The sequence below is a fragment of the Salinimicrobium sp. 3283s genome (assembly GCF_039602225.1).
In the GTDB taxonomy this organism is placed as follows: domain Bacteria; phylum Bacteroidota; class Bacteroidia; order Flavobacteriales; family Flavobacteriaceae; genus Salinimicrobium; species Salinimicrobium profundisediminis.
The window spans coordinates 2,492,845-2,506,711 of the sequence record NZ_CP143631.1 but is presented as its reverse complement, the minus strand read 5'-3'; the positions used below and the strand labels follow the sequence as shown (position 1 = coordinate 2,506,711).

Below are 13,867 nucleotides of genomic sequence, written 5' to 3'. Positions count from 1 at the left end.
TTTATTGTTATTTCCTTACGTATCTATTCTTAATTTATTTTTCAAATTTCCAGTAATCAAAATAGAGGATCTCACTTTGAGCCTTTCCTTTGAATACAAAATATACATCATGAATCCCTCTTACTTCTTCTACATCTACAGTCACCAATTCCCACCTATCACTACCTCCGGTTAATGGAACTTCAAGACTTCCAATGAGTGGTCCATCTACTGTGTCAAGTCTTACCTCCATACTTACATTTCCGTTGTGAGTTGTTCCCACCCTGGCTGTAAATTGAGAAGCACCCTGCTCTCTAAAATCTACTTTTTTAACGTTAGAAAAGGCATTGTTGCGAGTGGCCACAATAAAGTTCCCAACAATATCATTCTCTCTTGATTTTAAGCCTTCGGACCAGGCAATGGTCTCTGCTTCATTTTTTATGTAAGGGTTCAAGGGTTTTAGGGGTTCCTCTATACCTTTTGTCATTTGTAATTGCTGGATCGATCCGTCTTCATTGAATTTCAATTCCTCCACGGCTACAGAACGGGTAAAGCCACCTCCTCCGGGGAGGGCTCCATTGTGATAAAAGAAATAGGTTCTATCTTTAAAGTCAATGACGCCGGGATGATTTGTAAAGGCTCCTTCTTCCTGTGGCATCACCACTCCCTGATATTTATAGGGACCTGTGATACTGTTGCTGGTAGAATAGCCAATATGCTCGGGTAGAGGTCCGGCGGCAAAAAACAGGTAGTAGATATTGTTCCTTTTGTATAACCACGGACCTTCTTCATAAGTAGTCGGACGTTGAGGATTTTCTTCGCCTTCCCGTTTTCCAAATGCTTCGATCGTATTAGGAATCTTTTTAATTTCTCCATCATAGCTAATCATATCTTCATTAAGCTTTACATAATAGCATTCAGGATTTCCCCAGAAAAGATAAGCCTGTCCGTCATCATCAATAAATACTGAAGGATCTATATCTGCATTGCTATTGCTGATCAAGGGTTTTCCCAAAGGATCCAGGAATGGGCCGTACGGACTATCGGCTACCGCCACACCGATTCCATTCCTTCCATTCCTGGCAGTTATAGGCACGTACATATAAAATTTACCATGCCTCTCTATGGCCTGGGGTGCCCAGGCATTCTGTTTAGCCCAGTCAAAATCATCATAGGCCAGTATCGTCCCATGGTCTGTCCAATTCACCATATCTTCTGTAGTGTATAACCGCCAGTCATTCATAGTGAACCAAGTAGACCCGGCTTCATCGTGGGAGGTATATAAATATACTTTCCCATTATAGACCATAGGAGCAGGATCTGCAGTATAATTGGTCTGAACAATGGGGTTTTGAGAAATTCCATGATAATAAACCAATAACAGGATGAGACTCAAAACTGTTCTATTTGCAATCATAATTCTTAAATGTTTTATTTAAAATAAATTTAAATTCATCACCCCCTATTTTTCTATGGGAGACAAATATCCTGCAAACCCACCACGGCGCAAGAGTTCTACTTTTATGGAACTGGTTTTATCTACGACCTGATGACTGATAGAAAATTCTTTATCATGATCTCCATCTGCAAATAAGCTTAGCCTGTACTTTTTATTTTCAGGTAAAAAATTAAAATTTAAAACCTGGTTCTTTACCTTTTCTTCTCCATTGATTCCGGCTATGTACCAGGTTTCGCCTTTTTTACGGGCCATTGTAACTCCCTGCCCAGGATATCCATCCAGTAATTGGGTGTCATCCCAGGTCACCGGTAAATCCATTAGAAAAGTTATGATTTCAGTCGGGAGGGAATTATATCCTTCTGGTCTGTCGGCCATGTGTTGCAAGGCAGATTCAAAAAGCACTCCCAGGGCCAATTCGTGTCCATAAGAAGTTATATGAGGATATTGAGAGTTAGTGAAAGTTACCGGAGTGTAATCCATAGGACCAACAACATTTCTTGTGAACGGCAGGATAGTATTATGTACCGGAGCTTCATAAGTGAAATCGGGCACGTTGTTGTACCATTCGGCACCACGAACTCCTTCATAGGTCATGAGATGAGGATAAGTCCTGCCCCAGCCCCGTGGTACGAGGCTCCCATGAAATAAAACCATCATTTCAAAATCTGCTGCATCTTCCAGAATATCCATATAATAGTTGATCATATCCTGTTTTTCACTTTCAAAAAAATCAACCTTTACCCCAACAATTCCCATCTTTTTAAGTTTGGCAAACTCCTCCACCCTGTTTTCATGAGTCAACATCCTGTCTTTTGGCGTGGCTTCTACCCAGGTATGATCACCACCCGAATTATACCATATTAAAGGTTTTACTCCCTTTGAATGTATATATTCCAGGGCATCATCTAAGTCGCCGCCATTCTCCATAGCATCCCACTCCCAATCAAGTAGCGTGTAAGGCCAATTCATTTCTACTGCCAAATCGGTGAATTTGCGCACCACCTGGTAATCTTTTGTTCCATGGTTATTAGACCAATAATTCCAGGATACCAGTCCGGGTTTTATCCATTCAGTATTTTCTACTAAAGATGGTGTAGAAACATCGTCTACAAGCGTTGAGGAAACAATATCATCCAGTCCGCCAATTATTATAAGTCTCCATGGAGATTTCCAGGGCAGGTTTATTGTAGGTTGGGATTCTCCCTGTTCTCTGCCATTCCAGGCGTCAGGAAATGTGAGCTTGTACTTAGAAGGTTCTTCATAATTAGTTAGTTTCGTCCCTGCATAGCTCCTCATTAAGTCAGCTTCATGAATTAAATAAAAGTAAGTGCTGTCTGGCGCCTGAAAAAGGGCAGGATAAGCCCAGTCTTTCTGCTCCTTTGCATCTTTCATTTCCCGGTAATAACCTTCATTCGCCGGATTGAATTTTTGAAGCCAGCGTTTTGAACTATCCGGAATTGTATAAGAGGTCATTTCATCTTCTATGACAAATGAGGCTTGCTGCTTTTCAGGAAATTCATAGCGAAAAACCAAACCGTCATTATAAGCACGAAGGATCAAATTCATTTTTGATTTATCGGGCCGCTCAAAAAATACCACTACTTCGTTAGCCGAGTTGGCTCTATGTAACTTTTTACCGTGTAGGGTAACATAATCATCATTAATCTGCTTTTTCCTCCTGGATCTTAAAAATTTCAGATCTTTTGAAAAATCCTGATCACTACGTACTAACCCTAAATCAATTTTAGGAATTACTGTTTTAACCTCCCCATTTGTCTCATAGTTAACTTCAAGATACCATTCCCCCAACTCCGCCTGCTCCTCATTCCACAACCTCACAATTACTTGTTCGTTTGGGGAGCTTAAGCTAAGTTTCTGGGAAAATGCACTTGAAGCCAGGAGCATCAAAGAAAGCAGAAAATTGAATTTAATGACTTCTCCCCTTCTATTTATTTTCTTCTCTATCATTCAGGGTATTTAAAATTAGAGTTTTGTTTTATTGACACAATACGGCTGATAATGAAAATCATTTCTTCGGAAGAAAATTAAATCTATTCTATAGCTTCTACTCCTTCTTCAGTTTGTTCTACTTTCTGAATAGTACCGTCTTCATTGTAATGCATATAGTCTACCGCAACAGAGCGGCGGTAACTTCCACCTGTTGGCAACACTCCGTTATGGTAAAAGAAATAGTCTTTCCCTTTGTACTCAATAATCCCCGGATGAATGGTGAAACTATTCGGAGCGCTATCTGCTAATAATCCCTGATACTCCCAGGGGCCTACCGGACTATCTGAGGTTGCATATTCAATTCTTTCCCGCTCTTCTCCCTTGCTCGCATAGACCAAATAATAAATTCCTTTTCTTTTGTAGACCCACGGGCCTTCTATGAAATTCTTGGGATTATCATATTGAATAGGTCCATCTAGTTCGACCATATTATCTTTTAATTTAACAGTTTTAAGACTGCCATTACCCCAGTACAAATACGCCTGGCCATCATCATCTACAAAGACTGAAGGATCTATATCATCCCACCCATGCGGATTGTCGGTAGTCATTTCATTGTAAATCAATGCCTCTCCTTTGGCATCTTTAAACGGTCCTAATGGAGAATCGGCTACTGCTACCCCTATTGCTGCACCACCGTTACTCCTGCCGTCCTTTTTATGGAAGGTGGATACATAGAAGTAAAACTTCCCGTCCCTTTCTTCAACCTCGGCTGCATAGGCATCACCTGTTGCCCAGGAAAAATCTTTAGGAGATAATTTAGGGCCATGATTGGTCCAGTTCTTCATGTCTGTAGTAGAAAACACCAACCAGTCTTTCATTTCATAATTGGTTGAAGCTACAGATGCTGTATCATGACTGGTATACAGGTATAAAGTCTCATTATGTACAATTGGTGCCGGATCTGCCGTAAAAGGGGATTTTATAATTGGGTTTTGGGAAAAGCCTGAACCTATTGCCAAAATAAACCCGAAGCCTGTTAATATTTTTTGAATTTTCATAGTATAAATTTTTACCGTTAAACTTTTTTGATCAATTACTGCCTATCTATTGATTATTAAATATTTATGATCTAATTATTTTTAAATAACAACTGAGTGTATTGATATAAACTTCTTCTCCAGGTCAACCATTCATGCCCGGTTTCAGGTGACGAATAAAAAATATAATCGATATCCTGTCTGTCAAGCATATCTCGAAAACCGTTTACTGTTTTAAAGAATATTTCAGCTTCTTTAGTTCCTAAACTCAGGAAAAGTACCTGAAGTTTTTGCTCCATTTCCTCTGTATTACTAAAAGCACCATTTAGAAAGGTACCTGCATCCACTTCTTTATCTCCGGGAAAATTTGCTGTTCCACTAAACCCTCCGTAGTAGGCAAACTGGTCGAGATTATTCATTATAATGCTCATGGTTTGGCTGGCACCCATGGAAAGACCGGCTATAGCTCTGTGTTCACGATTGGGAATTGTTCTGAATTTCCCGTCAATTTGAGGAATGACTTCCTTTATTAGAACATCTTCAAAAGATGAACGGGGACGGTTTTCTCCAGCTTTTTCCAGATCTTCCGGTCTGTACGCATAGCCATTATCCATTACTATGATCATGGGTTCTGCATCTCCTGAAGCAATAAGGTTATCAAGAATTAAATTGGCATGTCCCTGAGAGGACCACCCGGTTTCATCTTCATAACTACCGTGCTGAAGATAAAGTACCGGATATCTCTTATCCAAATTTTCAAAATATCCGGGAGGGGTGTAGACAAAATTACGTCTCCACTGTCTTGTGATTTCAGAGAAATAAAGATTCTTAGAAACAGTCCCATGGGGAACATCTTTTAATGCATAAAATTCTTTATCCTTTGCAGGGATTTCGATCCCGCTGCCCCATCGACCCGCACCATAGTAATATTTCGATCCCGGGTCTGGCACCGAAGCACCATCAATATTTAGCTGGTAACAGTGAAAGCCTTCATCCTGTGGAGCCGATTCTCCTATCCATATCCCCTCTTCATTTTTTTCAAGGTCATACTTCACACCACCAATATCCAGCTGTACATTATTCGCTTCGGAAGCTTCTATCTTCACCCTAACCCGTCCTTCTGAATTAACTTTGGGAAATTCCTTCCCGGGTTGGTTTACCACAGAAGGTTCGAAATCCTCCACAATTTTCTCTTCCGATTGTGCAAAACTAAAGACACTGGAAATGATAAAAGTAAACAGCAATAATTGATGTCTCATAATTACAAGATTTTGTGTTCCACAATTGCTCCTCTATTACTTAGCCTGGTTTTTAAACAGCACAGGTGCAAATCTATACAGGTCATTTCTCCACACCGGCCAGGTATGGCCACCGGGATATTCACTGTAGATATAGTTTATTCCCATATCATCAAATCTCTGCATCATAAGCTTGTTGTTCTTAAATGCTATATCTTCTTTGCCTCCCATAGATAACCAGAATACCCTAAGTTCATTATTGATCTTTTCTGAATTCTCACTCATATACTCATATTGTCCCTTAGCTATCTCATTGTCATTCGCAAACCATCCTGAACTAAACACTCCTAAATAGGAAAACATCTCTGTATTCTGTACTCCTGCATAGAGCGTTTGAAGACCTCCCATGGATAAACCGGCAAGGGCCCTGTTGTCTGCATTTCCTTTAACCCGATATTTATTTTCAACAAAGGGGATCAAGCCTTCTTTTAATTCCCTTTGAAACATTCGGAGGCCATTTTCACTAAACCCTGAACCAGGCATATTCCCGTCGGGCATGATCACCAGCATAGGTTCTGCTTTGTCTTCAGCAATAAGATTGTCGAGAATAATATTTGTCCTTCCCTGTTGAACCCAACCTCTTTCATCTTCTCCACCGCCATGATAAATATAAAGTGCCGGGTAATTTGTATTGGTATTTTGGTCATATCCAGGTGGAGTGTATACATAGAACGTCCTCCAGCTATTTAGAACCGGAGAAAAATACTGTTCCATTCTCACATCTCCGTGCGGGACATTTTTCATTTTATAATAACCATCTCCTTTAAAAGGAACTTCTATTCCGCTGGCCATTCTTCCCATTCCGAAAAACGTCTCACTATTAGGATCGGCTACTGATACACCATCAACTATAAGAGAATAATAATGAAAGCCTTCGCTCAAAGAATCGGTGGTAACTTCCCAAACACCTTCACTGTCCTTCCCCATATCATATTTACGACCTAAATCCAGTTTTACATCCCTTGCCTCAGGAGCTTTAAGACGAAAAACGGCACGACCATCAGGTAAAATTTGGGGATATTTTGAATTCCTCACATTTGTTGAGGCAGGGGTACCCAGCAAGCTGTATTCATTGAATTTTGATTCATCTACCGGCTTAAACAGGAGTTTGGAAAACATATATAGCCCGTTCTTCCAGACTTTAAAATCATGGCCTCCTGGTTCTAAATAATAAATATGCGGCACATCCTGTTTGACCAAATACTCATGCGTTCGCTGACTGAAAGGCAACAGGTTGTCATCGTCCCCACAGGAAATCCATAAAAGATTAAGTTTTTCCATAGCTTTTTGGGGCTGCGGAACTAATTCTTCCGGACTCTTAGTATTTGGCGCTGCGGAAAACGCCCCTACCCAGGAAAATGTATCCAGGTTGCCAAGACCAAAATTCAAAGTTTGACCTCCACCCATAGAAAGTCCGGCAATTGCCCTTTTTTGCCTGTTTTTGATCACCGGATAATTCTTTTCTATAAAGGGAATAAGATCATTCAGCAGGTCTTTTTCAAAATTTGCGAACGCAGCGACTTTTGTACTGTCAAAAATATTCCCCACGGCGCGATCGTCTTTCATCGCCCTTCCGTTTGGCATTACCACGATCATTGGTTCTGCCTTACCATCGGCATATAAATTGTCCAGGATCACCTGTGGATTGCCACCTCTAAGCCATTCCTTCTCATCTCCACCAATCCCATGTAAAAGATACAGAACCGGATATTTTTTATTTTTGGAAAATTTTGGCGGAGTGTAGACCAGAGCCTTTCGGTTAGTCCCTACTGTTTTTGATTTGTAGGTAATAGTATCGATCTTTCCGCGTGAGATGTTTTCTCTTCTTTGGTCAAAACCAGCAGGAGCTTCTTTTTCCAAACCTTTAAACCCCTGGGCTTCCAACATTTTCTTGCCATACCGTCTTCCAAGTTTCCGGTAACCTTCCGGTGTGAAGTGAAGATGATCATCCATCCCGTTACAACCTTCTGAAGAAACTACATAACTATTAGGAATAACTTCGGGTAACTTCGCAATGATCTCATTCATGCTGGCACATACACCCCCTTCTTCCTTACTCACCATTTCTCCGGCAAGCAGGGGCACCTTTGCAGGATCAAGGTTTAGATCCTGCATAAGATTATCATAAACCTTCTTTACCTTTTGAGGCCATAACGTGTCTCCTGTATTTGATTCCCCCTGATGCAGTAAAATGCCTTTTATTACCCCGTCCTGTTGTGCTATTTTGGCCATTTCTACCACCCGGCCATAAGGATTACCGTCATATTGCCTCACGGTATTTTTTAGCCAGTCAGGTGCAGATTCAACATACGATTCATAATTATCCTTGTCAAAAAGTTCTATTTTAGTGCCTCCTACAGAAACATTTACCACTCCGACTTTAATGTCATCCGGTAAATTTTCGATCATTTCCCTTCCGAAGTAATCGGTTGGGGTTAAGCCTGTGTTACATCTGGTAAGAGGTGGTTTAGCTGTGTACCACTCCCCTTTTTTTCGTCCTAATTCGGGGCAATCTACCGCCTGCAGCACCTTAAACCTATCGCTCAGAGCAACAGTGTCCTGAGGTTCGAATCTCGCGTGTCCCTCCATATTTGACTGACCAAAGGCCAGATAAATATGAAAATCAGAATCCTGGGCAGAAGTCTGCAACATTGCGAGAAAGGATCCAATACAGAGAAGAATTTTAATTTTCATCTTTAAAAAGGTTATTTATCAGCATCAATTTTAATTATATATTTTCCCCCTTTCGAGGTTGTAAGATCATATTCATATATTTTCTTAAGCGTCGGCTTCTGCACATCAAGATTTTGAGCAGTAATGGGATCCTTTATTTCTGAAACCTGATAGTAAGGATTGGAATTATTACCAGTCACATCTTTTAATCCTTTGCCAGACAATGGATGATAAGAGCGAATCCTGCAATTACCACCCAGGGTGGATTGTACGACCATAGTTTTTGGCTTATTATTCTCCCATTCAAGATCTACTTCAAAACCTCCACGAGCTCTTAAACCTGAAACTTTTCCTTTACTCCAGTCTGCAGGTAATGCAGGCAAAATATGAATGGCGCCATCGTGACTTTGTAAAAGCATTTCGGCAATCCCGGCTGTGCAACCAAAATTCCCGTCAATTTGAAAAGGAGGATGTGCATCAAAAAGGTTGGGATAAGTACCGCCCTTTTCGCTATGACCTTCCTGCATTGAAGGGGTTAGCTGGTCTTTTATCAATTTGAGTGCGTGATCCCCGTCAAGTAATCTCGCCCAAAGATTCACCTTCCAGCCCATAGACCAACCGGTAGACTCATCTCCCCGGGCAACTAATGAAGTTTTTGCAGCTTCAAATAATTCCGGATTGCGGTAAGGTGAAATTTGGTTGGACGGATAAAGTCCGTATAAATGAGAAACGTGCCTGTGATCGCTGTTAGGATCATCCCAATCTTTTATCCATTCCTGTAATTGTCCCCAACTTCCAATTTGCATTGGAGGTAATTGCTGAAGTTTTTCATTTAATTCGGCTATAAAATCTTTATCATCTCCCAGGATTTCAGCGGCTTTTGCTGTTCTTGAAAAAAGGTCGAAGATCAGCTGATTATCCATTGTGGCTCCATAAGTCAATGAAGATTCGGGATGTGCGGTTGGTGCGTGTTCCGGGGAAATGGAAGGTGATACTACCAGCCAGTTATTTTCCGGCTCCCTGATCATAAAATCCAGGTAGAATTTAGAAGCTTCTTTTACGATGGAATAAACCGATTTTAAAAACTCCTTATCTCCTGAAAAATCGTATTTATCAAATAAATGCTGGGACAGCCAGACTCCGCCCATAGGCCACATTCCCCAATAGGAACCGTCTATCGCTCCGGTCATTCGCCAAATATCTGTATTATGATGCATCACCCAGCCATCTGCGCCGTACATATCTTTGGCAGTCTTCCTTCCGACTTCTGAAAGCTCCTTCACCATTTGGATCAATGGCTCGTGGAATTCCGGCAGATTGGTGATTTCGGCCGGCCAGTAATTCATTTCAGTATTAATATTTACGGTGTACTTGCTATCCCAGGCAGGAGTTAACTGATCATTCCAAATCCCTTGCAAATTGGCAGGTTGCGTTCCCGGCCGGGAAGAGGTAATTAAAAGATAGCGCCCAAATTGGAAGTACAGGGAAACAAGGGCTGGATCATTTCCAGTTTTGAAATTTATGATCCTTTCATTGGTGGGTAGCTTCGCAGCTTTCGTTTCACCTAAATCCAGTGACACCCGATTGAAATAGGTTTGATAATCTTCCAGGTGCGTTTTGTAGATCCCTGCTGATTTCTTTTTTTCTATTGCTGAAAGATATTCTTCTGCTTTTGCTTCCTCATCAATACTGAGATCTTTATAGTTTTTGAAATTAGAAGCGATGGAAATATATAGTGTAGCACTGTTGGCATCCTGAATTTTAAGAGCTTCATCTTCTGAAGTAATTTTTCCGCCTTCAGTCTGAATTTTAGTGATCGCCAGGAATTCAACTTTGCCTTCTATTCCTTCAAAATCGCTGGTTTTACCGTGTAGTTTTAATGTCCCATTTTCAGTTGAAACTTCAGCACCTCCGGGGCGATCTATCGTAGCTGAAAAATTTAAGGTTCCGGGTTTATCTGCCGTAATTTGTACCACGATCACCTGATCGGGATGGGAAGCAAAAACTTTATTTTCATAACCTACACCTCCAACTCTATAGCGAGTTGTGGTAACCGCAGTTTCCAAATCCAGTTCCCGGTAATATTCAGTGTAATTTTGGTGATTCGGAAAAGATAATTTCAGGTTCCCTGCGGTTTGATAAGGCATTCCGTGGGAAGTTTTACTTATGAAATGCTGATTAACGAGCTCCTGGGCTTCTGCGCTTTTTCCTTCAAACAGAAGTTTCTGAACTTCGGGTAAATATTTTTTGGCTTCAGGATTATCGTTTCGGTTAGGTCCACCAGCCCAGACGGTATTTTCATTTAACTGAATAACCTCTTCCTGCGGATCTCCATAAACCATTGCCCCCAATCGCCCATTTCCTACGGGAAGTGCCTCTACCCATTTTTCAGCAGGCTTATCATACCAGAGTTTTAATTGGGAATCCTGACTCCAGGATTGAAAAGGTGAGATCAAAAACAGTATTCCCAGAATTACGGAAAACCCGAACCCGGAAAAGCTACTTTTTGAAATTTTAAACTTACCAATTCTCATCCCTTTCTATTTTTCAAATTGAACCCAGTCTACCTCTACCCCAGCACCACTTTTAAGTTGCACTATCAAATCCTGAACAGCGGTTGCTTCAGATTTTACAGGAGCCGAAAAAACCTCCCAATTTCCACCTTTTTGGATGGTAACTTCAGCAATCTCCTGTGCGTTCTCACCGGCCAGTTTCAGCGCAATAGTGGCGCCCGTTAAAGATCTTGCCCTTATTTTGACATTTTTGGGACCTTCAGCACCAAAATCAACCCGGTTATATTTCACCCAGGCATCAGGTTTATTTAATACCACTTTCCAGCCCTGGAAAGGATCTAGCCGGTCTAAGAACACTGATGCAGCGCCATAGTTGCTTTTCGCACTATAGCGGTCGATCTGAATTTTTGAAGTACTGGAGATAATTCCCACTCCGCGTTTGGTTGGAATCACTTTTTTGATGTTTCCATTCTCTTCAAAGAACAAACTATCGGCACGAATGGAACGGTTTTTATCGAAATCGGGTGAAAGATCATTGTCGTGATAAAATAAGTACCATTGATCATTATAGTTCACAATGGAATGATGATTAGTCCAGGTACCCGAAGCCGATTCATCCATAATGACACCCTGATGAGTAAAAAGCCCCATCGGATTATCGGAAGTTCCATATTCAAGCCTTTCGGTATTATTGGCAACGTGCGGATAAGTCATATAATAAATGCCATTTCTTTCAAAAACAAAAGGTCCTTCAATATGCCCTTTTTGAGGTATCTCCTCGAAGGTCTTTATTTCTGAATCCAGCTCCAGCATATTATCCTTCAGTTTTGCGCCATAAATTTTTCCGCGGGACCAATACAAATAAGCCTGCCCGTCTTTATCAATAAAAACATTGGGATCTATGCCTTCTACTCCCTGAATATGGTTTAGCTGTGGCTTATAAGGCCCTTCAGGTTTGTCGGCAATCGCCACTCCTATGGAAAAACCTTTTTCCCCATCTCCTGCTTCTTTAAGTCTGGTGGGAAAATAGAAGTAAAATTTCCCATTTTTTGATACCGCATCAGGCGCCCACATACTGTAAGCCTTAGGATCTGCCCAGGGAACATCTTTTTGATCCAGAATTTTTCCGTGGTCTGTCCAATTGGTAAGATCTTCCGAAGAAAACACGTGGTAATCGGCCATATTGAACCATTCGGCACGGCCTTCCCCTTTTGGTGGCACAATATCGTGGGAAGGAAATACGTATAGCTTCTCATTAAATACTCTTGCCGTAGGATCGGCAGTAAACTGATCCATAATCAGCGGATTTTGTGCAAAAGCATTTACTGACAAGAAAAATATAATCAGACTAAGAGCTATAGTTTTCGGCATTTTTGAATGTTTCATCTTAATTATTTTTTTCAGCTTCAATTTTAAAGTAATCGAAATCTACGTGACCACCTGCTTCTTTTGTGGCGTAGTTGAACAACGCAAACCTGTAGCCCATAAAATGCGGAAGCGTGTAAGACATTTTAAGCTCGTTGCCAATAGCTTTCCAGTTTTCACCATCAAGACTGTAGTAAAATTCTGCTGTATCTATCCTGTCTTGAAAATCCCCAACGGCCTTAAGGTAAAGCTCCTCCTGATCTAACGGAATGCTTTCAACCTCTACAGGCTCTTCGGAAGCTCCATTGACCATAATAATGTGCTTCTTGTTATTCTTCATTTTAGCCCCTACAAATCCGAAATTCTTCTGAAGTAGACCAAGCCCTGCATAATCTCCCTCCTTCATTCCGGAAAGATCCACTTTAGTTATGCCCGTACTCTCTGGACCAATGGTTCTTTGGGTTAGGGTGTTTCGGGTATTTAAAAATGAAGTATCTACCCTGTCTGTAGTTAATCTTAAATAACCTTCACGGTCTTTTACAGACCAGTAATTATCTTGCGGATTGTGATTCCATTGCCAAACCAGAGGCAAATCTCTGTCTCCAGGTTTTCTGTCAAAATCATCTGAATCTACAATTCCCGGGATCCATCCTTCATTTGCGGGTAGATTCAGGGTTTCAGGCACTTTGCCTTCTTCACCCAAAACAGGCCAGCCATTTTCCCATTTTACAGGAACCAGGTAAGGAATACGCCCTACTGCTCCATAATCCCGAAATAAATATGCAAACCAATCCCCTTCAGGAGTGTCAATTAAACCACCCTGTGCCACGCCTTTATCCTGAAAAGCTATTTTTCCTTCGTAAGGTCCGGTAATTTTATCGGCGCGGTGAATGATCACGGTTCTCATCCCGTCCCTTGGCCAGGCGATGTTGAAGAGATAATACTTTCCATTAGCCTTAAATATTTGAGATCCTTCCGCAGGTAGAATATAATTTGAACCGATTGGTTCTGTGGCGTTTTCAATTAGAACCCGCTCTGTACCTTCTTTTACTCCGGACAAATCCTCCTTAAGCTCTACTATATTTAGTTTTCCGCCACCCCAAATGAGGTAAGTCTTTCCGTCGTCATCAAAAAATAAAGTATTGTCGTGAAGAGATGGGGTAAAAGAAATCTCTTCAAAAGTGCCATTTTCAATATCTTTTGTTTTGAAAATATAAGTTTTCCCTGTGGTGCTCGAAAAAGTAGAAACGTAAAAAGTATCATTATGGTAACGAAGGCTACTTGCCCAGGAGCCTCTTCCGTATGCATTTTCACCATTTTCCATATTCAGGGCATCAGTATCACCCAAATTATCGTAAGCGTAATTCACTATTTTCCAATTTACTAAATCGGTGGACTTCATAATCGGCACCCCGGGATTCATATGCATCGTGGTGCTGCTCATATAATAGGTGTCATCGACCCTAATTATGGAAGCATCGGGAACATCGGCGTGGATGATAGGATTTTGAGCCTGCTGTTGTGCAAAAATTGAATTTCCTATAAACAGGCTTAAAATTATAATGAGTAGATTTCTCTTTTTCATATTCT

At 41.0% G+C, this 13,867-nt stretch carries 8 protein-coding genes; all 8 read right to left on the bottom strand.

Annotation, left to right across the window (positions count from 1 at the left end; all coding sequences use genetic code 11):
- Window positions 1-34 precede the first annotated feature (34 nt).
- Window positions 35-1,396, bottom strand: coding sequence for a glycoside hydrolase family 43 protein (locus tag VS868_RS11110; RefSeq protein WP_345597481.1), 1,362 nt, complete (start codon window positions 1,394-1,396; stop codon window positions 35-37).
- 45 nt (window positions 1,397-1,441) lie between these two features.
- Complete coding sequence (locus VS868_RS11105) at window positions 1,442-3,406, bottom strand: glycoside hydrolase family 97 catalytic domain-containing protein (protein ID WP_345597479.1); 1,965 nt, start codon at window positions 3,404-3,406, stop codon at window positions 1,442-1,444.
- Between the two features lie 83 nt (window positions 3,407-3,489).
- Entirely contained in the window at window positions 3,490-4,449 is a 960-nt protein-coding gene (locus VS868_RS11100; protein WP_345597477.1) for a glycoside hydrolase family 43 protein, read from the bottom strand.
- Between the two features lie 71 nt (window positions 4,450-4,520).
- Window positions 4,521-5,687, bottom strand: coding sequence for an alpha/beta hydrolase-fold protein (locus VS868_RS11095; RefSeq protein WP_345597475.1), 1,167 nt, complete (start codon window positions 5,685-5,687; stop codon window positions 4,521-4,523).
- Window positions 5,688-5,723: 36 nt separating this feature from the next.
- Entirely contained in the window at window positions 5,724-8,420 is a 2,697-nt protein-coding gene (locus VS868_RS11090) for an alpha/beta hydrolase-fold protein (RefSeq protein ID WP_345597473.1), read from the bottom strand.
- Window positions 8,421-8,431: 11 nt separating this feature from the next.
- A complete protein-coding gene (locus VS868_RS11085) occupies window positions 8,432-10,855 on the bottom strand; it encodes a glycoside hydrolase family 95 protein (RefSeq protein ID WP_345597471.1) in 2,424 nt (807 codons plus the stop codon).
- A gap of 84 nt (window positions 10,856-10,939) precedes the next feature.
- Window positions 10,940-12,208 (bottom strand): family 43 glycosylhydrolase, encoded by a 1,269-nt coding sequence (locus VS868_RS11080; protein WP_345597469.1) that lies wholly within the window; start codon window positions 12,206-12,208, stop codon window positions 10,940-10,942.
- A 91-nt stretch (window positions 12,209-12,299) separates the two neighbouring features.
- Window positions 12,300-13,862 (bottom strand): glycoside hydrolase 43 family protein, encoded by a 1,563-nt coding sequence (locus VS868_RS11075; protein WP_345597467.1) that lies wholly within the window; start codon window positions 13,860-13,862, stop codon window positions 12,300-12,302.
- Window positions 13,863-13,867 lie beyond the last annotated feature (5 nt).